We start from the raw sequence: 21,635 nt of genomic DNA on the forward strand, positions 1-21,635 counted from the left end.
CTTAAGGGGCGGTAAAGAGAGGCAGGCCGAGCAGCGGCCAGAGGAAAAAGCTGAACAAAAGGACCAGGACGGCGCTCAACGGCGCCAACCAGGCCGAAAGCCTGAGGAGGTCGGCGGGCTCGTAGTTGGGCCTCCCGTCCGTTTCTGCGAAGATGGCCACCGGTTTGGCCGAGCTGGTGAGGGTGTGGCAGAAGCCGGCTGCTGCAGTGGACGCGAAGGCGACCGCCATGGCGTCCACTCCCATAGGCGCTGCCGAGGCCACCACCATGGGAATGAGCACGGCAGAGCGGGCCGACCGCGACTGGATCACCAGATGGGCGGCTGTTGAAGCCAGCACCACAAGCACCACGAACACGTATGGTTTAGCTGCCCCAAAGACGGCAACCGGTCCCAGCATGGACGTGGCCAGCCAGTCCGCTGCTCCGGTGGTCACAAGGCTGGATCCAAGGGCCAAGGTGGCAGCCATGAAGATCAACATGGACCATGGGACTTTCTTGAGGGCAGCTGCCAGCGTGATGGATCCGTAGGAGGGCAGGGAGACTACCAAGGCTCCCATCAGCGCCACCAAAGCCGGGTCCAAGCCGTGGATCGGCTCGGTGCACCAAAGCGCCACCACGGCCGCCAGCAACAGCAGCGAACGCTGCTCATCCAGGTCCAACGGGCCGGTAATGCGCTGTTTGTTGTCTTCCTGCAACTCTTTGAGCCGCACTGCCAAAGGTTCCGCCCGGTCATTTGGCGACGTGAAGAGCCTGACCACCAGCTCCGTGGCCATGAAGGAGGACGCCAAGGCCAGCGGAAGGCCCAACAGCAGCCACGAAGCAAAGTCGAAGCCCGGGTGGCCGGCCGACTGGAGGATTTGGCTAGTGATCAGATGTGCGCCGGCTCCGAGGAAGGACCCTACTGCGGAGAGAAGTATGACGGTGGGGAACAACACGGCGAGCATCTTCACCACCGCAGGTCGGTCCTTGAAGACCTTCCGCAGGGTCAGGAAGATGGGCAGCACCAACGCTGCACGTCCGGAGGTTGCCGGAATTGCGAAGGCGGTTACCACCAGTCCAAGGCAGGATAAGTGCGCCAACTGCCTCACGGAACGGGCACCGGAGATGATGAATGCGGCACCCCTGGCCGCCAAGCCGGTTGACGCCACGGCACTGGCAATGACGAACGCGGCCATCAGCAGCCAAATGGAGTCCTCACCCAGCGCCGCAAAGAGGCTCTCCGTAGGGAGAGTCCCGCTGATGACAAGCGCGACGGCGGCGCCAAGGGCTACGTAGGTGTCCTCCACTGTGGAGAAGATCCAGAACCAGATGGCGGCGACAAAGACGCAGAGCGTCACGGCCGCGTGGCCGTCCAGGCCCCATCCATTGACTGAATTGACGGTCAGCGCCGCCATGATGGCCACTGCAACAAGCAAGGCAATGGCAGCCGAAGGACGGCGGACTCCGAGGACTTTCCGTGCTCCATCCGGTTCAGGCAAGTGCTCCGGACTCTGTGGCGCGGAGCTGTAATAGACCTGACTCATGTCAGCCGGTATCCCGCACCACGGATGGTCTCCAGCCGCTCTGCGCCGATCTTGGCGCGGAGTGCCCGGACGTAAACGTCCACCACATTCGATGCGGGGTCGAAGTCCATGTTCCAGGCGTGGGAGATCAGCTGCTCCCTGCTCAAGACCTGGCCGGGGTGGCGGAGGAATACCTCAAGGAGCGAGAACTCCCGGGAAGTGAGATCGGCTCCGGCATCGCCCACACGGACTCTGCGGCTCCGTAGGTCCAAGATCATATCGTCATGGGCGAGGGTCAGGACCGGAGCGGTGTCCGATTCATCATTCAAGCGCAGACGTATCCGCGCCAGGAGTTCGGCAAACTGGAACGGCTTGGTCATGTAGTCATTGGCGCCGCTCTCCAAACCGTACACGGTGTCCGCCACGGAATCGCTGGCGGTCAGTACGATCACGGGCGTCTTGGAACCCTCACTGCGGAGCCGCTCCAACACTTCGAAGCCGCTGAGCATTGGAAGGCCAATGTCAAGGATGATCATGCCGAACTCGCCGGACCGGGCCAGCAGCAGCGCACTGGCTCCGTCGTCCACAGTCAGGCACGTGTAGCCCGCCGCCCTCAGGCCCTTCTCAATGAAATCGGATATCCGCCGATCATCCTCGGCAATCAGGATCCTGCTCACTTTTGGTGCTCCTTCACTTGATCCAGGCGTTCGGTGACGTTGCCGTCCGCGGCGGAGGCGGGGGCGGCGTCGAGCGTGGTACGGGCGTCAGCGCCGTCGTCGAGGGTGATGACGCCGTCCGAGACGGGGCCGGCGTCATACGCCGGTGACGGCACCGTTATGCCGAACGTGGCGCCATTTCCCTGGGTGCTGCGGACCCAGGCAGTACCGTGATGGGCCTCGGCGATACTGCGGACAATGGCCAGACCCAGTCCGGCACCAGGCCGGGCCCGATCAGTGTCCTGAGCTGCCTGGCCACGATGGAAGCGGCCGAAGATGCGGGCGGCCTCGTCCTCGTCCACTCCCCTGCCGCGGTCGGAAACCCAGAGGGTAAAGCGACGGGCGCCGCCTTCCCCCTCGAAACGCGAGCCGAGACTGACCGTGCTGCCCTCCGGCGAGTACTGGCAAGCATTGGTAGCCAATTGCAGTACCGCTTGGGTGATGCGTTGGGCGTCCACATTGATGCTTCCCTCGGCGATTTCCAGGATGGGCCACCCCCTTGGTCCAAGAACCTGTGCTTTTGCCTCGATATCAAGCAGCAGGGTGGCGGCGTCGGTACGCCGTGGTTGCGCGAAACCGGGCCGGTCCACTTTCGCCAGCAGCAGCAGGTCCGAAACTATGCGGCCCATCCGTGCGAGTTCGTCATCCACCAAGGTGAGTGTGCGGGCTCTGTCAGCTTCGTCGTCTTCCATGAGCTCAAGGTGGCCGCGGATCACTGTGATGGGGGTGCGCAGTTCATGCGATGCGTCATCCACGAAGGCCCGCTGCGTGCGATAAGCCGACTCGAGCCGGTCCAGCATGGTGTTGAAAGTGACAGCCAGCGCCGAAATGTCGTCATTACCCCGAACAGGGACACGCGCTGTCAGGTCATTTTCGGAAATGTCCTCCGCCACCCGGCGTACCTCCCTGACAGGAGACAGGATCTGGCCGGCCACCAGCCAGGCAATACCTGCGGTCACTATTAGACCGCCCAAGGAGACGAAGAAGATCGTCAGCACTGTGCCGGCCACTTGATCCTCACGAGGGCCCATGTAAGTACCCACTATGAGGTGTCCGGTTTCGTTTCCCGAGACCACCGGCAAGCGCACCCAATGCATCTCGCCTTCACTGGTATGTGCGATCCCGGACGAAGCATTCCCGCTTCGGATGGAGTCCATCAATGCCTGATCCCGGGGCAGGTCATGGCCAGCGGTCTGCGAACTCAAGGCACCAGTAGGGGTGTACAGGGTTCGCTGGCCGACAGTTCCCACGATTACTTCACCTTGGGCGGCCGATTGCCGGCTGAGGAAGATCTCCAGCATCTTCTCAATGGAACTGAAAGGCTTGGCCGTGGTGGGGTCCACGCCTTCAGCGGCGAAGGCACGGAACTCCTGCAATTCCTGGTTGATGTCCTGATGGGCTTGGGTCTGGGCACCATTCAGCAGCAGCGAGCGCATGGTGAGCATGACCGCCAGCAACGTCAGGGCAGTGGTGAGCAGAATCCAGGCGGCGATGCGCCACCGGGCGGGAACTCTTGATCCAAGCCTGGCTCGGGGACCTTTGGTTCTGGGGTGCCGGTCCGGTAGGTCGGGCATTGTTGCCCGGCCCGTGCGCCTCTCTGTCACCGTCATCAGTCCTCCACCTCGCCAGCGTCGTCGTCCTCGTCTATGACCACTGGAGGCACCACCGGCACCGGGGCCGCCGGCGGAGCGGGAACAACGGGCGGGGCTGCGGGTGGGGCAACGGGCGGCGCGGGCGTTGTAGGCGGCGCGGGCGTTGTAGGCGGCGCGGGCGTTGTAGGCGGCGCCGGTGTTGGTTGCGGAGGAACGGAAGGCGACGGGCTTGGTTGGCTGGGACCCGGAGTAGGTTCCAAACCCGGTGCGGGACGTCCATCCGGGCCCGGCCCCAACTCGATCGGATTCGCATCCACCTCGGGCGGTCCCGAGGGAGCCGCGAGCAAGGTTCCCGCCACGGCCAGGAGGACCGGAACAAGGAGCATCGCCCCCAACAGGAGAACTCGTCGCATCGTTTGCATGTATTCATCGTTACAGGCCTCCATGAGGCCTTCATGAAACGGGGATGAAGAAGTCTTCATCCGGGGCCCCACCCCAAGTAGGTGACAGATAACGTCGTTCTGGGAGCTCAAAACGACGTCATCTGCTACTTAGTTGGGTCTCATACCCCGGGTGGAGACCGGCCCGCAGAGTTCAGCCGCGGGACTGACGACCCAGGACAGCGGCCGCAGGGATGCTGGATATATGAACGCCATCCTCCACGCCCAGCAGCTCACCAAGCACTACCCCGGCAGCATCGCCTTGGACCACGTTGACTTCACGGCAAACGCCGGCGAGTCCATTGCGATCATTGGACCCTCAGGTTCGGGTAAGACCACCCTTTTGCACTGCCTCGCAGGAATTTTGAGGCCCGACGCCGGTGCCATCACCTTGAACACTCCGTCCTCGCCTCTGCGGCTGGACACCTTGGGAGATGCTGCGCTGTCCCGCCTGCGGCGCGAGGAGTTCGGCTTTGTGTTCCAGCAGGGCATGCTGCTGCCGGAGCTCACTGCCTTGGAGAACGTCGCTTTGGCCCTGATGCTCAACGGCACGGACCGCAACACTTCAGAGGCCAGGGCCGGCGAATGGCTTGGTGCTTTGGGCCTTGCCGGGATGGAACAACGCCGATTAGGCGAGCTTTCCGGTGGACAGGTGCAACGCGTGGCTATCGCCCGTGCCCAGGTCACGGGCGCCCGTGTTGTTTTCGCGGACGAGCCCACCGGCGCTTTGGACTCGGCAACGTCCAAGGAAGTCCTGGACGTGCTCCTCCATTCAGTAGCTGCCAATGGCCGGACGCTTCTGGTGGTCACCCACGATCCCAATGTTGCTGCCCGTTGCCAGCGCGTTGTGGAGTTGCGCGACGGCAGGATCGTGGCAGACAGCGGCAGCACCGTTCCGGCTCCCACGCAGAGTGCGTCGGCCACCGCCAACTTCAAGGGTGCCTTCAATGTCTAGTCTCTCCATGGCCCTGCGCCTCACCCCGTACCTCGCCCGAAGCAACGGGAGCAGCTTCCGGGAAACCGGTCTTCGCGATGCCGGGCTCCCTGTCCTGGCCTTTGGGACAGTCACAGCCTTGCTGCTCACCGTGGCCGGAGGTTCACAGGTTTTCTGGTCCTGGTCCGACGACATCGCAGGCACCTACCAGGCCTTGGCCGTCGTCGCCATGGTGTTGCTCATTATCCCCTTGTTGACGCTCGGGGCCTCGGCCGCCCGGCTCGCCGCCCGTCGTCGTGATGACCGTTTGGCCTCCCTGCGGTTACTTGGCGCCAACAGCGCGACGGTGGTGTGGATGACCGTCATGGAGTCCACCGTCCTCGCTGCCGTGGGAGCGCTGGCGGGTGCGGGACTCTATGCCTGCATGGCGCCGTTCCTGGGGCTGATCCAATTCCGGGGTCAGGCAATCGGGAGCCACGCCTGGCTGTCAGTGCCGTCCATCCTCGGCTGCGTTCTGGCCGTCTGTGTCCTTGCTGCGGCGAGCGCCGCGTTGGGGCTCCGGAAAGTCGTGGTGACACCGCTTGGTGTCCGGACGCGACAAACGGCCGACGGCGCGCATTGGGTTCGCGGACTCGTCGCGGCTGTCGTGGTGATCGTGGGAGTGGTGGCGATGGGGATGCTCAGCAGCTTCGGTACGTTTATTGTGATCATTGCCGTGATGGGCGGTTGCTTCGGACTGGCACTGCTGGCCTTGAACCTCATGGGACCGTGGATCCTGCGATTGCGGGCGTCGTCCCAGCTCAAGCGCGCCAAACGGCCCGAGCAACTGCTGGCAGCGCGGACCGTGTTGGAGAGCCCCAAAGAATCGTGGCGGCAAGTCGGGGGCATCGCGATGACCAGTTTTGTGGGCGTATTCGTGGGTGTCGGCATGGCTGTGGCTGACACCATGGGCACCGGCGGTGACGCAGAAGCGATGCTCCTGGTCCGGGACATCAACACCGGAGTGATGATCACCCTGCTGGGCTCGTTCCTGATGGTTGCATGTTCCGCGGGCGTGAACCAAGCCGCCGCCGTGCTGGACCGGGCATCGACCTTGGTGGCACTGGACCGGGTTGGGATGCCGCAGAAGCTCATGGTGGCGGCGCGGGTCAAAGCCGTGATGTCGCCGCTGTTCCTGGTGGCGGGCATTTCAGCTGCCGCAGCTGCCGTCCTGGTCCTGCCGCTGACGGGCGCTGCGCTGCTGACCCGGCCCGTGGTGATCCTGACTATCGGCGGTGTGTTCGCTGCCGGCTTCCTGCTGGTCCGGCTGGCCGTGGCCGCGGGCACAGCGCAGATCGGCCAGGTGCTGGCCCGCCCCGACCGCTACGCGAGCATGGACTCGTAACCCTGCCAGCCGCCGTCGTACCCGCCCCAGAAGCCCCGCATACCGCCCGAGGTGGCATTTAATGCCAGTGTTTCCCACAAACATTGGCATTAATTGCCGTCTCGGCGGCCTATTTGCAGCCGCAGGACTGTCGGATGATCAGCTCAGTGGGCAGGATCTGGTGTTGCAGTTCATCGCCGCGGCCCTTGCCTATCAATGCCTGTACGGCGGCTTCGGCCATCGCTTGGACGGGCTGGGCAACAGTCGTCAGCGCTGGCCAGCAGTATTCGGCGTCAAGGGATCCGTCGAAGGACACCAGCGCAAGGTCCTCGGGCACACGAACGCCTGCCTCATGCAGCGCCCGGAGGATGCCGATCGCCTGCATGTCATTGCTCGCGAAGATCGCGGTGGGGCGGTTGGCCATGGCGAGGAAGCGTTTGCCTACCTCGTAGCCGCCCGGACGACTAAAGGGACCGTGCAGCATAGGCCCGTCCGGCAGCCCGGCGTCGCGCAAGGTGGCCAGCCAGCCCACCTCGCGCCCATCCAGCTGGTTGCCGGTATTGGTTCCGATTGCCAAGCCAATATTCGTGTGCCCGTGACCAATGAGATGTTCCACGGCAGCACGCGCTCCGGCTTGGAGGTCAACACCCACGCTACTAAGTCCCGGCGGCGACCCTGCATTGTTCAGGAGCACCGACGGAATCTCCGAAGCCTCCAGTTCCGTGACATCGGGATCGAACACACAGCTCGCCAGAAATACACCGTCCACCTGGCGGGCGGCCAACGTGCGGATGTTCTTGCGTTCGCGCGTCAGGCTTCCGTCCGAGTTGGTGAGTACCATGCCGAAACCCAGTTCCGCTGCGGCGTCTTCCACAGCGTGGGCCAGTTGCGTGAAAAACGGGTTGGTGTTGTCCGGAACCACCACGCCAATGGTCTCGCTGGATCCCAGCTTCAGGGCCCGGGCGGCGGCGTTTGGCCGGTACCCGAGGACACGGATGGCGTCGCGAACCTTGGCTTCCGTCGCCGGGGCCACGTTCTTGGGTCCACCATTCACCACATAACTCACGACGGCGGTACTCACCCCGGCGTACCGGGCCACGTCTTTGCGTGTAACCGGGCCGCGCGAGGTTTGTACCGCCGAAGTTGTCATGAGGTAAATGCTAGCTACTCCACGGGAGCATCACCGAAGTCGCGGATGGGAAGGCGCTCCCCGCCACGAAGCGCAGACTCGTGGGCGACGATTCCCGGCAAGGTGAACCGGGCCGCCACCCAGGCGTTCACCGGAGGAAGGCTGCGGCTATTCACGGCCGTGACGAAGTCATCCACCAGGAATTGATGGCTTCCCTCATGCCCGTTGGGCGCTCCGAGGAACTCCTGGGGAAGCCTGGACTGGTCATGCACTGGAGCCAGCCCCGAGATGAAGGCATCCCGCAGCTCAGGGGCCACGTCTGCCAGGGAGGGATCATCCAAGGACATGGTCGGTTTGGTTTCCACCTGCAGGGACACGTCTTCCACGGTGGACTTGTCCTGCCACACGGTGGTGGTGGCGAGTTGCTCGAAGCTGGCATCGGTGCCGAAGAAGCGGAAACGGGACTCACGAATATGCGACGGGTACCCTACGCGGCGCATCTCATTGGTGCGCATCGCGCCGCCGTCGTTCATTTCAAACAGCGCCGTGGCGTTCGAGAAGTCGTTGGCGAACATGCTGACGTCCTTGTCGAAGACGCCATCGCCACGCTGGTCCTTCACACCAATGCAGCTGACGCTGACCGCATGTCCGGGGACTGCACCCAGGACACCGCCGATCGCGTGGGTGGGGTAGAGCATGGGCGGGTAGCTGGCGGTTTCCTTCCACCGCTCTCCGCCGCTGTACTGGTAAGCCTCATAGAACCCGAGATCCATGTCGTGGACGTAGTCGCCCTCGGTGTAGAAGATGCGGCCAAACTTGCCGGCTGCATGTTGCTGCCGGGCGAAGACCGTTGCGGGGTTGTAGTAGCTGGTCTCGCCCATCGCGTAGACCAACTTGGTCTCACGCACGGCCTCGATGATCCGTTCAATTTCCTCTTCTGAAATGGCCATGGGCACGGCTGAGTAGACGTGCTTTCCAGCACGCAACGCCCGCTCGACCAGCGGCCCGTGTGTCCACCGCTGCGTGAAGATGGCAACAGCATCGACGTCGGATTCCAGCAGCTCCTCAAAGCTGCCCATCACGCCATCCAACCCCCAGCGTTGCTGCGCAGCAGTAGCACGCTCGGGAAGTTCGTCGATTGCGTAGACCGCACTGACGCCCGGGTGGAGCTTGAACAAATGGGCGAATTGGCTGCCGAACTGCCCGGCACCCACAACACCGATCGAAAACGTCATTGTTTACCTTCCCTGGGCTGCCGAAGCAGCCTCCGCTGTGTCCTTATGTGATTTCCCGTTGAGTCTTGCACCGCCATCTACTCGAGTCAACAGAAGCAACATATTTGAACATTTATCACCAAAAGTTTGCGTCATCCCTTGCAAAGCTTCGATCTACTCGTGTAGATTCGCATCCAGTTGTTAGGCACATCACAGTCAGGAAAGGGTCGATGATGACCACGCTAACCAAGCAACCAGATCCGGGGCTCTCCGCCAAGGCGCCGCGGAAGTCACGGAAGCGGGGAAAACCATCCGACGGGTTCCGCGGCATCGGGGACCTGAAGGTCGCTCTCTTCTTTATCGCTCCGGCGATGGTCGGTTTGATCCTCTTCTACCTCATTCCGACCATCCGGGGCATTTATCTCAGCTTCACCGAGTACAGCATCCTGGGTGAACCGGAATGGATTGGTGCACGGAACTACGAACGCATAGCCAAGGATCCGCTGTTCTGGAACGCCTTGGGCGTCACGTCGGAATACGTGGTGATCAACATTGTCCTTCAGACGGCGTTGGCCCTGGGCCTGGCAATCCTGATGCACCGGGTCGCAAAGTCGACCCTCATCCGCGGTGCGCTCCTGATGCCCTACCTGATGGCAAACGTCATCGCGGCCCTGCTGTGGTTCTGGATGCTTGACTACCAGATCGGCGTCATCAACCAGATCATCGAATGGACCGGCCTGCCCCGGGTTGCCTTCTTCGGCAGCGAGCAATGGGCCATTCCCACCCAGGCGCTCATCAACACTTGGCGGCACATGGGCTACACAGCGCTCCTGATCTTCGCCGGGCTCCAGGCCATCCCGAACAGCGTCTACGAGGCCGCCAGCATCGACGGTTCCAAGGCCGTGAGCACTTTCTGGCGGATCACCCTACCGCTGCTGCGACCGGTCTTGGTTCTGGTCCTCGTAGTGACCGTGATCGGTTCCTTCCAGGTCTTTGACACCGTTGCCGTCACCACAGCCGGCGGACCTGTCAACGCGACCCGCGTTCTGCAGTTCTACATCTACCAGCGAGCCTTCAATGAACAGGATTTCGGCTATGGATCCGCCCTGGCGGTCATCCTCTTCCTCATCCTCGCCATCGTCGCTTTCATCCAGATGAAATTCCTCCGCGGCAACCAGTCGGACCTGGACTAAGGACACGCCATGACCACTCTTGCATCGCCCAAGAACGGCAACCGCCGTCGCCCGCTCAGCCGTCCCTTCAACTGGCGCCGAGCCATCGCCCTGACCCTCCTCACCCTGGCCGTCGCTGTGAGCATCCTGCCCTTCTACTGGGTGCTGCGGACTGCCCTGTCCTCCAACGGCTCCCTCGCCGCGAACTCCGCCAATCTGCTGCCGGCCGACTTCAACCTGGGCGCATTCAAGCGTGTCTTCGGCCTCCAGAGTGCCTCGGAAGCCATCGCAGAAGGAGGCTCGGGCGCTTCGATCAACTTCTGGCAGTACCTTTGGAACTCGCTGCTCTTCTCCGGCATCACTACAGCCTGCGCAGTGTTCTTCAGCTCAATGGCCGCCTATGCATTCTCCCGGCTGCGGTGGAAGGGCCGCGACGCGGTCTTCTCCCTGTTCCTTGCCACCATGCTGGTCCCGCCGATCTTCACCGCCCTGCCCAATTTCCTGCTCATCAAGAACCTGGGCCTGCTGAATTCCATGCTCGGACTCGTGCTGCCTTACCTTTTCATGACCCCGTTCGCGATCTTCTTCATGCGCCAGTTCTTCCTGAACATGTCCAGGGAAGTTGAAGAAGCTGCAATGCTGGACGGCGCCAAACACTGGCGGATCTTCTTCCAAATCATCATGCCCAACGCCGCTGCCCCGATCGCGACCTTGGCCCTGCTGACCTTCATGGGTCAGTGGAACGAATACTTCTGGCCTCTGCTCGTAGGCACCTCTGAAGAATCCCGGGTGCTCACCGTGGGACTGGGAGTCTTCAAATCCCAGTCCCCGCAAGGGGCACCGGACTGGTCCGGGCTCATGGCCGCAACACTTGTGTCCGCCACGCCGGTGCTGATCCTCTTCGCCATCTTCGGCAAACGAATCGTCAACTCCATCGGCTTCAACGGCACCAAGTAGCTTTCTCCACCTCCCTACCGCGGAAACCGGCATGTGCCGGCACGCACCCCATCCCGTCCTGAAAGGACCAACCATGATGAACAAGAAGGCATTAGGCGCCGTCGCCGTCGCAGCAGCTGCTGTCCTCGCGCTGTCGGCCTGCTCGGGCGGAAGCTCCGGAGGGAGTTCCGGAGGAGACGCTGCCAAGGGCGAGATCAGCTACTGGCTCTGGGACGCCAATCAGCTCCCTGCCTACCAGCAGTGTGCCACTGACTTCACCAAGGCCAACCCGGACATCACCGTCAAGATCACGCAGACCGGTTGGGACGACTACTGGTCCAAGCTCACCAACGGCATGGCCTCCGGCACCGCACCGGACGTCTTTACGGACCACCTGTCCAAGTACCCCGACTTCCTCAAGACCAAGCAGCTGGTGGCCCTTGACGACAGTGTCAAGGTTGACCTTTCCCAGTACAACGAAGGCCTCGCAGACCTCTGGGTGGGCCAGGATGGGAAGCGCTACGGCCTGCCCAAGGACTGGGACACCATTGCCCTGTTCTACAACCAGAAGATGGCCACCGACGCCGGCATCACCCCTGAACAAATGGGCTCCCTGACCTGGAACCCGGAGGACGGCGGAACGTACGAGAAGGCAATCGCCCGACTCACTGTGGACAAGAACGGCAAACGCGGCGACGAAGCAGGCTTCGACAAGAACAACGTTGCCGTCTACGGGCTGGGCCTGCCCGGCTCCGATGCAGAGAACGCCGGCCAGACGCAGTGGAGCTACCTGTCCGCCACCACGGGCTGGACCACCACGGACAAGAACCCCTGGGGCACCCACTTCAATTACGACGACAAAAAGCTCCAGGACACCATCGACTGGTGGGCCTCGCTCGCGGTGAAGGGCTACATGCCCAAGCTTGAAACCACCGTTGGCGCCAATGCAGCCGACAGCTTCGGCGCCGGCAAGGCCGCCATCAACAGCAATGGCTCCTGGATGATCGGCCAGTACACCGGCTACAAGGGCATCGACGTCGGCATCGCCCCCACCCCTCAGGGCCCCGAAGGCAAGCGCGCCTCCATGTTCAATGGCCTGGCCGATTCCGTTTGGGCCGGCACCAAGAAGAAAGACGCCGCCATCAAGTGGGTCGAATACCTCGGCTCCGCAGCGTGCCAGGACGTCGTTGCCTCCAAGGCCGTCGTGTTCCCGGCCATCACCACCTCCTCCGAGAAGGCCGCTGACGCATTCAAGGCCAAGAACGTGGACGTCAGCGCCTTCACCCAGCACGTGAAGGACAAGACCACCTTCATGCTCCCGATCACTGACAACGCTTCCAAGGTTTCTGGAATCATGAAGCCGGCAATGGACGCGGTGATCGCCGGCAAGTCCCCCGCCAGTTCACTGACGGCCGCCAACGAACAAGTCAACGCACTCTTCGCGAAGTAACAACCCTCTCGTTGTGAGGCCCGCTCTGCGCGTCATTTCCTTCGCGAAGTGCGCAGAGCGGGCCCCGCAACACCCCATACGACCCGATCTGAAAGCGACTCCATACATGCACCCGCTCCATCTCCGTTCCGTAGGTACCAGCTTGGTGATCAGCACCCACCACGGAGAGGCTGAAATAACCCACTGGGGAGCCGATTTGGGCGACACCCTGCCGGATCCGACCATCCTCAACGAGCCCATCCCGCCTTCGTCCATTGACGCCAACGTCCCCGCTGGGCTCCTCCCCCAGGCTTCGTCGTCGTGGCAGGGCAGGCCGGGCCTTCGTGGGCACCGTTACACTGATGGCGTTCCCGGCTTCGATTTCTCCGTCCGCCTTCGGCTGGTGAGCGCGACTTCCGATGGCAACTCCGCGGTGATTGTTCAAGCAGATCCCGACGCCGGCATCACCGTGACCACTAACCTCACCTTGCACCCGGGCGGCCTTCTCGAACTGCGGCACTCGGTGACGAACGACGGCACGTCGCCTTTCCAGGTGGATGAGTTGGCGACAATGCTCCCGGTGGCACCTGACGCCGTCGAACTTCTGGACCTGACCGGCCGCTGGTGCCGTGAGCGCCACCCCCAGCGCAGAGCCATCCAGCAGGGAACCTGGGTCCGCACAGGTCGCCACGGACGGACTGGACATGACTCCTCGCTCCTGCTGGCGGCCGGAACCGCCGGCTTCGGCAACCGACACGGCAAAGTGTGGGCCACGCACCTGGCGTGGAGCGGCAACCATGAGCAGTTTGCGGACAATGTTGCCGATGGCCGCACCATGGTGGGTGGCTCCGAGCTGTTGGGACCCGCAGAAGTGGTCCTGCAGCCCGGCGAAAGTTACACGACTCCCGCACTGTTTGCGGCCTACTCCGACCGGGGACTGGACGGAATTTCCGAGGCTTTCTACTCCTGGTTCCGTTCGCGGCCGCACCATGTGGGTGCAGCTTCAGGGAAAGCCCGCCCAGTAGTCCTCAACACGTGGGAAGCGGTGTATTTCGACCACAAACTGGACACCCTGATCGAGCTGGCGGAGTCGGCTGCCGATCTTGGAGTTGAGCGTTTCGTGCTCGACGACGGCTGGTTCCGTGGGCGACGCGGCGACCACGCGGGGCTGGGCGACTGGTACGTCGACGAGACCCTCTGGCCAAACGGCCTGACACCGTTGATTGATGCCGTGACCAGCCGGGGCATGGAATTCGGTCTTTGGGTTGAGCCGGAAATGGTCAACCTGGACTCCGACATCGCCAGGGCTCATCCCGAATGGATCGTGGGCCCCTCAGCAGTTTCATACAAAGACGGCGGCCGCCTGCCCCTCGGGTGGCGGCAGCAGCATGTGATCGACCTCGTGAACCCGGACGCGTGGCAGTACATTTACGACCGTATTGACGCGCTCCTGAGTGAGAACAACATCAGCTACCTCAAGTGGGACCAGAACCGCGACCTTCTGGAGCACGGGCATGCAGGCCGGACTTCGGTGCACGAGCAAACCCTCGCGGCGTACCGGTTGTTCGATGCGCTCCATGCAGCCCACCCAGGGGTTGAAATCGAAAGCTGCTCCTCCGGCGGAGCCCGCGTGGACCTTGGGATCCTGGAACGGACCGGCCGGATCTGGGCTTCAGACTGCAACGACGCCCTGGAGCGGCAAACCATCCAACGATGGACCGGAATGGTGGTCCCCCCGGAACTGGTGGGTGGGCACATTGGCCCCACCACCTCGCACACCACCGGGCGGACGCACGACCTCTCGTTCCGCGCTATCACGGCGTTGTTCGGACACTTCGGCATGGAGTGGGATGTCCGTTCCGTCACCGGGGAGGAGCGCGAGGAACTCAAGCGCTTCATCGGGCTCTACAAGGAACACCGTGGCCTCGTCCACAGTGGCCGAATGGTGCGGGCTGATGTGCCGGACGAGTCCCTGATGGTGCACGGTGTGGTTGCGGATGCCCCAACGTCCGGTGCCACGGCTGCTCTTTTCGCCGTGGTGAAGACCCGGACAGGCTTTAGCGAACTACCCGGACGAGTGACCATTCCTGGGTTGGATCCGTCCCGGACCTACCGGGTGGAGGCGATTTTCCCTGCACCCGGGGATGCCGACTACGGGCACACGTTCACTGAGGCAAAGCCGGCGCCGTGGCTGGCGTCCGGAGCTGAGGCTTCGGGACGGTTCCTGGCTGAGGTGGGTCTTCCCATGCCGGTCCTGAACCCGGAGCATGCCATCCTGCTGCGTTTCACGGCCCTCTGACGCTCACATCCCACGGGATTGAGCCGCACGCTCGCTCACATCCCACGGGCTTGAGCCGAACGCTCGCTCACATCCCACGGGCTTGAGCCGAACGCTCGGTCACGTTTGACACTAAAAAGCCGCCCTGGTTCAGAACCAGGGCGGCTTTTCGTCGCTGTTTAGCGTGAGCGCTGGCGGAGGCGCTGCATGTCCAGGATCACGACGGCGCGGGCTTCCAGACGGAGCCAGCCGCGCTGAACGAACTCGGCAAGTGCCTTGTTCACCGTTTCGCGGGAAGCGCCCACCAGCTGGGCAAGTTCTTCCTGGGTGAGCTCGTGCGCTACCAGAACGCCGTCGGTGGCGGGGCGGCCGAAGCGATCTGCCAGATCCAGGAGTGCCTTGGCTACACGGCCCGGGACGTCGGAGAAGACGAGGTCGGAGAGGGAATCATTGGTCCGACGGAGACGGCGGGCCAGGGCCTGCAGCAGCTGCGCGGAAACCTCAGGACGCGTGCGGAGCAGGGCGTTGAGGCTCTCGTTCTTTAGGCCGGCCAGGCGGGTTTCCGAGACGGCAGTGGCCGTTGCGGTACGCGGGCTGGGGTCGAACAACGCCATTTCGCCGAAGAGCTCACCCGGGCCGAGGATGGCCAGGAGCGACTCGCGGCCATCGGGGGAAGTGCGGCCGAGCTTTACCTTGCCGGAAACGATGAAGTAGAGCTGGTCACCCTGGTCGCCTTCGCGGAACACCGAAGCTCCACGTGAAAGGTCCACCTCGGTGAGTTCGTCCGTCAGCAAGCGGAATGCGTCGTCGTCAAGGGTGGCGAAGAGGGGTGCGCGGCGCAATACCTCGATGTCCATGAAATCTCCTGAATATAAGTTTCGGTCGTGGCGCTCAGGCCATTGTTTCAGAATTTTTAAGCTTCTGTGACGTACTTGGCACGTGAAACGCTGAAATGGCGCGGGTTTCGGGGCATCCAGCCCCTCCTGACGCCCCTCAGAGGGGTATAAGCCGCCCATATCGTGACCGGACTAACGGTTGGTTGTCAGGGTGGCCACCTAGAATTGGCGCTACCCCGGCTATGAGGAGCATTGGTGTTTGGCTTGACGATATTGGATTTGGCATTGATCTTGATGCTGCTGTCCTACCTGATCTATGGCCTGCGGAACGGCTTTATGGTCACGCTGGGTGGAATCGCAGGATTCGTCGTCGGCGCCATTGCGGCCTTCATGGCCGTTCCGCTCGTCAGCGGCTGGGTGACCGACAGCGGTTGGAGGCTGACAGCCACAGTGGGTGCCGCCGTCGTGCTTATCGCTTTGGGGCACGGGCTGGGCACCATGATCGGGCGTAAAGTCCGCCATGCTGTGCGGATCAAGCCGCTGCATGCCGTGGACCGGCTGATCGGTGGTGTGGTGAGCGTTGTCGTGGCGGCGCTGGTGATGTCCATGCTCGCGTTCAGCATCAGCTCTCTCGGCGTACCGTTCGTTTCGCAGCAATTGGCCGAGTCCCGCGTCATTCGTTACATCGACAACGCGACTCCCAACCCCGTCAAAAGCACCATGGCACAGCTGCGGTCCACTGTGATCGGCGACGGAATTCCCAAGCTCATTGAGGGCGTCGGACCAGTGACGCCCGTGCCCGTTCCCAACGAGTCGACCGACACCCCAGCCCTCAACCAGGCCGCCGACTCGGTCCTCAAGATCGCCGGTACCGCATTCGAATGCGGGCAGAACCAGACCGGTTCCGGATTCGTTGTCTCGCCCGGGCGCGTCGTCACCAATGCGCATGTGGTGGCGGGCGTGTCGCAGCCCGTTGTGGAAGTTCCCGACGGCGGTGCGTTGCCGGGTCGGGTGGTGTACTTCGACTCCCAGCGGGACATCGCGGTCCTGGCCGTGGATGGTCTTCAGTCCAATCCGCTGCCCTTGAGTGCCGATTTGGCGGCGGGCAGTCCCGCAGCTTTTGCGGGGTACCCGCACGGTGGTCCGTTCCAATCCAAGCCAGCTACGGTGCAAGGCATTTCAACCATTCTGGTTCCCGATATTTACGGCAACAATCCTTCGCCGGAGCTGGTCTACAGGCTGGCGGGCGACGTCCAGCCGGGTAACTCGGGCGGTCCCCTGCTGACAATGCAGGGTCAGGTGGCGGGGCTGATCTTCGCCAAAACCACCACGGATGCCGCCCTCGGCTTCGTCCTCACCATGCAGGACCTCGAACCGGTGGCCGCGCAGGCTCCCGGCCTCAGCGACCCCGTCTCCGCCGGTCAGTGCACCCGTAAGTAGCTTGTGCACCCATAAATAGGGCGTCTCCCGCATCGTGGGTGTTATAGGTCGCCTCCTGCTCACTGAGCGGGCACAATTCCCGCACGTTCACGGACCGCTATAGATTGGGAGCCATGACTGAAGCCACTCCTGCCACCGAAACCGGTCGCGGCACCATCCTCGTGATTAACGGCCCCAACCTGAACCTCCTGGGCACCCGCGAACCGGAGAAGTACGGGACATCCACCCTTGCCGATGTAGAGCAACTGGCCATGACCGCGGCGGCCGCCCACGGCTTCACTGTTGACTGTGTTCAGTCCAATCATGAGGGCGACCTCCTGGACGCCATTCACGCTGCCCGGGGCACCGCCGTCGGGATTGTCATCAACGCCGGAGCGTACACTCATACGTCCGTGGCCCTTCGTGACGCCCTGGCGGCTGTGCAGCTGCCCGCCGTCGAGGTCCACATCACCAACGTGCACCAACGGGAAGAGTTTCGCCACCACTCGTACCTGTCGGGGGTGTGCAACGCGATCATCGTGGGCGCGGGTGTTCTCGGCTACAAGTTGGCTATCGAGTACCTGGCAGACGCGGTCTAGTGTGCGCCGGACGTGAGAGAGCGACCCGCTCAAACCCGCGGGACGTGAGAGAGCGACCCGCTCAAACCCGCCGGACGTGAGAGAGCGACCCGCTCAAACCCGCCGGACGTGAGAGAGCGTCTTAGCGTTCGCGCTGGGGCTCCCCTGCCACGGTGCGGGCGGCTTCGACCTCGAGCATCAGGATTCCGCCCTCGTCCACCAGTTTTGCCTGGTACACGTGGGCTTTGCGTTTGTAGCTCAGGTAAGCGATGCAACCGTTGGCGTTGGCCATCTTTTCGAGCATGATCTCGGAGCCGGGCACCAGGAGCTGACCAAGCTTGAGGCCAACGGTATTTTCCTGGCCAACCTCGTCACCGAGCGCTGAAGTGTCCCGCAGGGCGATGGCTTCGGCGGCGGTGACCCAGCGGCCCCAGACTCCCTTACTGCCCAGAATGCTGGGTTGCTGGTTCACAGGGACGGTAGCGGCGAAGTACCTGGTGTTGAAACGCGTGTGCGCAAAGTCCGGGCTGAGCCAGTTCACCAGTGGCTTCAGGAGGTCGGTGCGGAGGGAGAGCCCGCGCTTGGAGAGCATCTCCGTGAAGGACTTCTCCTGGGCGGCCACGGCTTCACGGGCACGCATCCAGTCGACGGTGGAGTTCGCCTCGACCGTGGAGGAAGCATCAGGTCCTGCGAGCAGGACCCCGGTTTCTTCGAAGAGTTCGCGAATGGCGCCCACCACATGGCGGCGGGCGAGTCCGACGTCCTCCGTTCCCATCTGCTCAGCCCAATGCTGGGGTGAGGGGCCCAGCCAACCCACGGGGTCGTCGTCGGATGGGTCCAAGGATCCGCCCGGAAAAGCGACAACGCCCAACGGCGAGGAACCTGGCCTGTATCCAAGCCAGGTTTCCAAACCGGTGGGCGAGTCGCGTAACAGCACAACTGAGGAGGCGTAGCGGGCGGCCCTGGGGGTCCGTTCGCCAAGCTCAAGCCAGTTTCGTGCTGCCCCTTCGAGTTCCGGGGGCAGTACGAACAGACGGCGGGCAAGCTGCGGCAATTGGGTGAACCGGTTCCTTAGCTGAATTCAGCGATGAGCTCGACTTCAACGGGAGAGTCGAGCGGCAGGACAGAGACGCCCACGGCGGAGCGTGCGTGCTTGCCGGCGTCACCGAAAACCTGTCCGAGGAGTTCCGAGGCGCCGTTGATTACGCCGGGCTGACCGGTGAAGGTGGGCTCGGAGGATACGAAGCCCACAACCTTGACGATGCGCGTGACGCGGTCAAGGTCGCCGATGACGCTCTTGACTGCAGCCAGCGCGTTGATGGCACACAGTGCTGCGTAACGCTTGGCGTCTTCCGGATCAACGGTGGGCTCGTCTGACGCTCCCAACTCGCCGAGGGAAACCTTGCCCGTAGCTTCGAGTTTGCCGTTAATAAACGGCAGCTGCCCGGAGGTGTAAACGTAGTTGCCGGAGACGATGGCAGGTACGTAATCGGCGACGGGCGCGGCGACCTCGGGGAGGGTCAATCCGAGCTCGGCCAGACGCTGCTCAACAGCAGACGTGGGGGCGCCGGATTCCGCGGCAGACGTGGTTTCTGCGGGGGTGGTCATGATTACTGCTTCTCCCTCTTCAGGTATGCAACAAGGCCTTTGCCATCGGGTCCACCGACGACCTGGACGAGCTCCCAGCCGTCCTCGCCCCACTGGTCCAGGATCTGCTTCGTAGCGTGAATAATGAGCGGAATCGTGGCGTACTCCCATTTGGTCATGACAGAAAGCCTAGCCCTTGCCGGTAAAGTGGAAAACATGGTGACTCGCAAGAACCCACTATTCGACACTGCCACCACCCTCGGAAAGATTCTGGGCTTCCTTGGTGTGAGCGCGATTTGTGGCGTCCTGGTGGCGGGCCTTCTGGTCCCCGCAGCCGCCGTTTCGGGCAGTGCCGCAAGTGGTTCAATTCAGTTCTTTGACACTCTTCCGGCCGAGCTGCAGGTGGACCCGCCAGCCCAGAACACCACGATTCTGGCCAAGGACGGTTCGCCGATCGCGTCGATCTACGCAGAGAACCGGACCAAGATCCCCCTGGATCAAATGAGCCCGTTCATTAAGGACGCTGTCATCGCTATCGAGGACAGCCGTTTTTATGAGCACGGCGGCATTGACACCACCGGCATCATGCGAGCCATCGTCAGCACCGCCCGCGGCAACAAGCAGGGTGCGTCCACCATTACGCAGCAGTACGTGAACAACGTCATTAACGAATCCCTCGTCGCGGCTGACCGCGAAGAGGACGTCAAGCTCAACGGTGGCGGCAAAGGCGTGGGTGACAAGCTCCGGGAAATGAAGCTCGCCATCGCGCTGGAGAAGAAGTTCTCCAAGGAGCAGATCCTTGAGGGCTACCTCAACATCGTGTTCTTCAACCGTGACGCCTACGGCATCGAAGCCGCGTCCAAGTTCTTCTTCAGTGTCTCCGCCAAAGACCTCACGCTTCCGCAGGCCGCCCTTTTGGCCGGCTTGGTCAACAGCCCGTCGGCCTTCGATCCCATCGCTAATCCGGAAAACGCCCAGAAGCGCCGCGACCTCGTGCTGAACTCCATGGTCAACCAAGGCAAGATCACGCAGGCCCAGTACCAAGAAGCCATCGCTACCCCTGTCACCACCAAGGTCACCCCGGCCCGCCAAGGCTGCGCTTATGCCACCATGGCGCCGTACTTCTGTGATTATGTGTTGCACTTGCTGCTGAACAACCCGGCCTACGGTGACACCCCGGATGATCGCGAAAAGCGGGTCATGCGTGGTGGCCTCACCATCCAGACCACGCTCGATCCGACCGCCCAGAACGTTGCACAGCAGCAGGTGGACGCAACGGCTGGCGCCAACCCGGACAAGTGGGGCGCCTCGATCGTGTCCGTCCAGCCCGGCACCGGCCAGATCGTGAGCATGGCCCAGAACACGGTTTGGCTGCCGCAAGAGGGCAAGTTCGATCAGACGCAGAACTTCAACGTGGACGTCCTGGACGCCAACGGCAATGACCTCAACGGCATTGGTGGATTCCAGCCCGGTTCCACTATGAAGCCCTTCACCTTCGCCCAGTGGCTGAACGAGGGCAAGTCGATGCTCACGAACGTCAACGCTTCCCGCCGGACCTATCAGCAGAATTTCCCTTGGCGGAACACGTGCCCCACCCCGGTCAACGGTTTCTACGACAAGAGCGTCCCTGGCAGTTTCGACCTCCAGAACTCCGACGAGGGCTACTACCGGAACATGACCGTTCTCTACGGCCTCCAGAACTCCATCAACACTGCTACATTTGCTTCCGCAGCCCAGGTGGATCTCTGCGGAATTCAGGGAATTGTTGACGCCACAGGCATTCACGGCGGTCTCCCTGCCCGCGACGACACCGGCAAGATCACCGATCCAAACCCCAAGGTCACGATGACCACGTTGTCCAACCTGATCGGCGCTACGCAGACCGCACCGCTGACCATGGCTGCTTCGTTTGCCAGCTTCGCGGCTGACGGCAAATACTGCGAACCGATCGCTATCACTTCGGTGAAGGATCAGTCCGGAGCCGAGCTTCCCGCGCAGTCTTCCAGCTGCCGTGATGCTGTAAAGCCTGAAGTAGCCCGAGGCGTTGCGTACGCCATGGGTAAGGTGCTCGACGAGGGTTCAGGTTCCTTGATCCGCCCGGCCCTTAACTCCAAAAACTTCCCGGTAGCTGCCAAGACCGGCACCAACGACTCCAACGGTTCTACTTGGGTTGTCGGTTACACCAGCGGTTTGGCGACAGCATCCTGGTTCGGTGACCCCCTGGGTGACCAGCTTCGTCCGGGTCGCAATCTCACAGTCAACGGCAAGTTCTACCCCGCAATCGACGGCTACATGATCGCTGGCCCTCAGTTCACCAACTACATGCTGGCGGTTGCACCCGCTTACGGCACCAATCCGTTCCAGCAGCCGCCGTCGAACTTGCTCGGTGGAGCGACGCCACCGCAGCGGAACAACACTCCGTCCAATACCACCCCGTCCACCGCGCCCAACCCGCCGTCCACTGGGAACGGCAACAACGGAAACGGCAATGGCAACGGCAACAAGGACTAA

19 protein-coding genes are annotated in these 21,635 nt (G+C 62.6%); 9 read left to right on the top strand and 10 right to left on the bottom strand.

Annotated elements, in window-relative coordinates:
- Position 1 precedes the first annotated feature (1 nt).
- From ACIQTW_RS06965 to ACIQTW_RS06980, 4 genes are read right to left on the bottom strand one after another with little or no spacing between them, the layout of a single operon-like run.
- On the bottom strand, positions 2 to 1,522 hold the full coding sequence (locus tag ACIQTW_RS06965) for an SLC13 family permease (protein ID WP_402935271.1): 1,521 nt from the start codon (positions 1,520 to 1,522) through the stop codon (positions 2 to 4).
- On the bottom strand, positions 1,519 to 2,178 hold the full coding sequence (locus tag ACIQTW_RS06970; RefSeq protein WP_402935274.1) for a response regulator transcription factor: 660 nt from the start codon (positions 2,176 to 2,178) through the stop codon (positions 1,519 to 1,521). Before ACIQTW_RS06970 ends, ACIQTW_RS06965 begins: the two co-directional genes overlap by 4 nt.
- Positions 2,175 to 3,827, bottom strand: a complete 1,653-nt coding sequence (locus ACIQTW_RS06975) for a sensor histidine kinase (protein WP_402935277.1) — start codon at positions 3,825 to 3,827, stop codon at positions 2,175 to 2,177. Before ACIQTW_RS06975 ends, ACIQTW_RS06970 begins: the two co-directional genes overlap by 4 nt.
- Positions 3,827 to 4,231, bottom strand: coding sequence for a hypothetical protein (locus ACIQTW_RS06980; protein ID WP_402935280.1), 405 nt, complete (start codon positions 4,229 to 4,231; stop codon positions 3,827 to 3,829). Before ACIQTW_RS06980 ends, ACIQTW_RS06975 begins: the two co-directional genes overlap by 1 nt.
- Positions 4,232 to 4,454: 223 nt before the next feature.
- On the opposite strand from ACIQTW_RS06980, the gene ACIQTW_RS06985 reads away from it, so the two are divergent.
- The gene (locus tag ACIQTW_RS06985) at positions 4,455 to 5,204 is read left to right on the top strand and encodes an ABC transporter ATP-binding protein (RefSeq protein ID WP_402935283.1); all 750 of its coding nucleotides are present in this window, start codon (positions 4,455 to 4,457) and stop codon (positions 5,202 to 5,204) included.
- A 7-nt stretch (positions 5,205 to 5,211) separates the two neighbouring features.
- A complete protein-coding gene (locus tag ACIQTW_RS06990) occupies positions 5,212 to 6,567 on the top strand; it encodes an FtsX-like permease family protein (protein WP_402936258.1) in 1,356 nt (451 codons plus the stop codon).
- A 109-nt stretch (positions 6,568 to 6,676) separates the two neighbouring features.
- On the opposite strand, the gene ACIQTW_RS06995 is transcribed toward ACIQTW_RS06990, so the two are convergent.
- Positions 6,677 to 7,696, bottom strand: a complete 1,020-nt coding sequence (locus ACIQTW_RS06995; protein WP_402935286.1) for a LacI family DNA-binding transcriptional regulator — start codon at positions 7,694 to 7,696, stop codon at positions 6,677 to 6,679.
- A 14-nt stretch (positions 7,697 to 7,710) separates the two neighbouring features.
- On the bottom strand, positions 7,711 to 8,910 hold the full coding sequence (locus ACIQTW_RS07000; protein WP_402935289.1) for a Gfo/Idh/MocA family protein: 1,200 nt from the start codon (positions 8,908 to 8,910) through the stop codon (positions 7,711 to 7,713).
- 212 nt (positions 8,911 to 9,122) lie between these two features.
- Between ACIQTW_RS07000 and ACIQTW_RS07005 the strand changes: the two genes are divergently transcribed.
- From ACIQTW_RS07005 to ACIQTW_RS07020, 4 genes are all read left to right on the top strand, one after another.
- Positions 9,123 to 10,082 carry a carbohydrate ABC transporter permease gene (locus ACIQTW_RS07005; protein WP_402935292.1) on the top strand — a complete coding sequence of 320 codons (960 nt, stop codon included), beginning with the start codon at positions 9,123 to 9,125 and terminating at the stop codon, positions 10,080 to 10,082.
- A 9-nt stretch (positions 10,083 to 10,091) separates the two neighbouring features.
- Complete coding sequence (locus tag ACIQTW_RS07010; protein WP_402935295.1) at positions 10,092 to 11,018, top strand: carbohydrate ABC transporter permease; 927 nt, start codon at positions 10,092 to 10,094, stop codon at positions 11,016 to 11,018.
- A gap of 73 nt (positions 11,019 to 11,091) precedes the next feature.
- Complete coding sequence (locus tag ACIQTW_RS07015) at positions 11,092 to 12,447, top strand: ABC transporter substrate-binding protein (RefSeq protein WP_402935298.1); 1,356 nt, start codon at positions 11,092 to 11,094, stop codon at positions 12,445 to 12,447.
- Positions 12,448 to 12,553: 106 nt separating this feature from the next.
- A complete protein-coding gene (locus tag ACIQTW_RS07020) occupies positions 12,554 to 14,725 on the top strand; it encodes an alpha-galactosidase (RefSeq protein WP_402935301.1) in 2,172 nt (723 codons plus the stop codon).
- Between the two features lie 158 nt (positions 14,726 to 14,883).
- Here ACIQTW_RS07020 and ACIQTW_RS07025 read toward each other — a convergent pair whose 3' ends face one another.
- Positions 14,884 to 15,561, bottom strand: coding sequence for a Crp/Fnr family transcriptional regulator (locus tag ACIQTW_RS07025; protein ID WP_011775987.1), 678 nt, complete (start codon positions 15,559 to 15,561; stop codon positions 14,884 to 14,886).
- Positions 15,562 to 15,795: 234 nt separating this feature from the next.
- Between ACIQTW_RS07025 and ACIQTW_RS07030 the strand changes: the two genes are divergently transcribed.
- Together ACIQTW_RS07030 and aroQ are read left to right on the top strand one after the other, a co-directional pair.
- Positions 15,796 to 16,980: a MarP family serine protease gene (locus ACIQTW_RS07030; RefSeq protein ID WP_402935305.1), complete on the top strand. Its 1,185-nt coding sequence runs from the start codon at positions 15,796 to 15,798 to the stop codon at positions 16,978 to 16,980.
- 113 nt (positions 16,981 to 17,093) lie between these two features.
- Positions 17,094 to 17,558 carry a type II 3-dehydroquinate dehydratase gene (gene aroQ, locus ACIQTW_RS07035; RefSeq protein WP_011775985.1) on the top strand — a complete coding sequence of 155 codons (465 nt, stop codon included), beginning with the start codon at positions 17,094 to 17,096 and terminating at the stop codon, positions 17,556 to 17,558.
- 121 nt (positions 17,559 to 17,679) lie between these two features.
- Here the strand turns inward: aroQ and ACIQTW_RS07040 are convergent, their stop codons facing one another.
- The 3 genes from ACIQTW_RS07040 to ACIQTW_RS07050 are packed head-to-tail and all read right to left on the bottom strand — an operon-like array spanning position 17,680 to position 19,303.
- Positions 17,680 to 18,591, bottom strand: coding sequence for an NUDIX hydrolase (locus tag ACIQTW_RS07040; protein WP_402935309.1), 912 nt, complete (start codon positions 18,589 to 18,591; stop codon positions 17,680 to 17,682).
- Positions 18,592 to 18,608: 17 nt separating this feature from the next.
- Positions 18,609 to 19,145 carry a RidA family protein gene (locus tag ACIQTW_RS07045; RefSeq protein WP_091470391.1) on the bottom strand — a complete coding sequence of 179 codons (537 nt, stop codon included), beginning with the start codon at positions 19,143 to 19,145 and terminating at the stop codon, positions 18,609 to 18,611.
- 2 nt (positions 19,146 to 19,147) lie between these two features.
- Positions 19,148 to 19,303, bottom strand: coding sequence for a DUF4177 domain-containing protein (locus ACIQTW_RS07050; RefSeq protein WP_011775990.1), 156 nt, complete (start codon positions 19,301 to 19,303; stop codon positions 19,148 to 19,150).
- Between ACIQTW_RS07050 and ACIQTW_RS07055 the strand changes: the two genes are divergently transcribed.
- Positions 19,302 to 21,635 (top strand): transglycosylase domain-containing protein, encoded by a 2,334-nt coding sequence (locus ACIQTW_RS07055; protein ID WP_402935313.1) that lies wholly within the window; start codon positions 19,302 to 19,304, stop codon positions 21,633 to 21,635. The genes ACIQTW_RS07050 and ACIQTW_RS07055 overlap by 2 nt on opposite strands.

Source organism: Paenarthrobacter sp. NPDC090517 (assembly GCF_044769165.1).
GTDB lineage: Bacteria > Actinomycetota > Actinomycetes > Actinomycetales > Micrococcaceae > Arthrobacter.

Excerpts from the sequence above, each read along its gene's own strand:
- ACIQTW_RS06985 (WP_402935283.1), top strand. The coding sequence starts at position 4,455 with ATGAACGCCATCCTCCACGCCCAGCAGCTCACCAAGCACTACCCCGGC.
- ACIQTW_RS06990 (WP_402936258.1), top strand. The coding sequence starts at position 5,212 with ATGGCCCTGCGCCTCACCCCGTACCTCGCCCGAAGCAACGGGAGCAGC.
- ACIQTW_RS07055 (WP_402935313.1), top strand. The coding sequence starts at position 19,302 with ATGACAGAAAGCCTAGCCCTTGCCGGTAAAGTGGAAAACATGGTGACT.
- ACIQTW_RS06975 (WP_402935277.1), bottom strand. The coding sequence starts at position 3,827 with ATGACGGTGACAGAGAGGCGCACGGGCCGGGCAACAATGCCCGACCTA.
- ACIQTW_RS07015 (WP_402935298.1), top strand. The coding sequence starts at position 11,092 with ATGATGAACAAGAAGGCATTAGGCGCCGTCGCCGTCGCAGCAGCTGCT.
- ACIQTW_RS07020 (WP_402935301.1), top strand. The coding sequence starts at position 12,554 with ATGCACCCGCTCCATCTCCGTTCCGTAGGTACCAGCTTGGTGATCAGC.
- ACIQTW_RS06995 (WP_402935286.1), bottom strand. The coding sequence starts at position 7,696 with ATGACAACTTCGGCGGTACAAACCTCGCGCGGCCCGGTTACACGCAAA.
- ACIQTW_RS07025 (WP_011775987.1), bottom strand. The coding sequence starts at position 15,561 with ATGGACATCGAGGTATTGCGCCGCGCACCCCTCTTCGCCACCCTTGAC.
- aroQ (WP_011775985.1), top strand. The coding sequence starts at position 17,094 with ATGACTGAAGCCACTCCTGCCACCGAAACCGGTCGCGGCACCATCCTC.
- ACIQTW_RS07050 (WP_011775990.1), bottom strand. The coding sequence starts at position 19,303 with ATGACCAAATGGGAGTACGCCACGATTCCGCTCATTATTCACGCTACG.
- ACIQTW_RS06980 (WP_402935280.1), bottom strand. The coding sequence starts at position 4,231 with ATGCAAACGATGCGACGAGTTCTCCTGTTGGGGGCGATGCTCCTTGTT.
- ACIQTW_RS07000 (WP_402935289.1), bottom strand. The coding sequence starts at position 8,910 with ATGACGTTTTCGATCGGTGTTGTGGGTGCCGGGCAGTTCGGCAGCCAA.
- ACIQTW_RS07010 (WP_402935295.1), top strand. The coding sequence starts at position 10,092 with ATGACCACTCTTGCATCGCCCAAGAACGGCAACCGCCGTCGCCCGCTC.
- ACIQTW_RS07045 (WP_091470391.1), bottom strand. The coding sequence starts at position 19,145 with ATGACCACCCCCGCAGAAACCACGTCTGCCGCGGAATCCGGCGCCCCC.
- ACIQTW_RS07005 (WP_402935292.1), top strand. The coding sequence starts at position 9,123 with ATGACCACGCTAACCAAGCAACCAGATCCGGGGCTCTCCGCCAAGGCG.
- ACIQTW_RS06965 (WP_402935271.1), bottom strand. The coding sequence starts at position 1,522 with ATGAGTCAGGTCTATTACAGCTCCGCGCCACAGAGTCCGGAGCACTTG.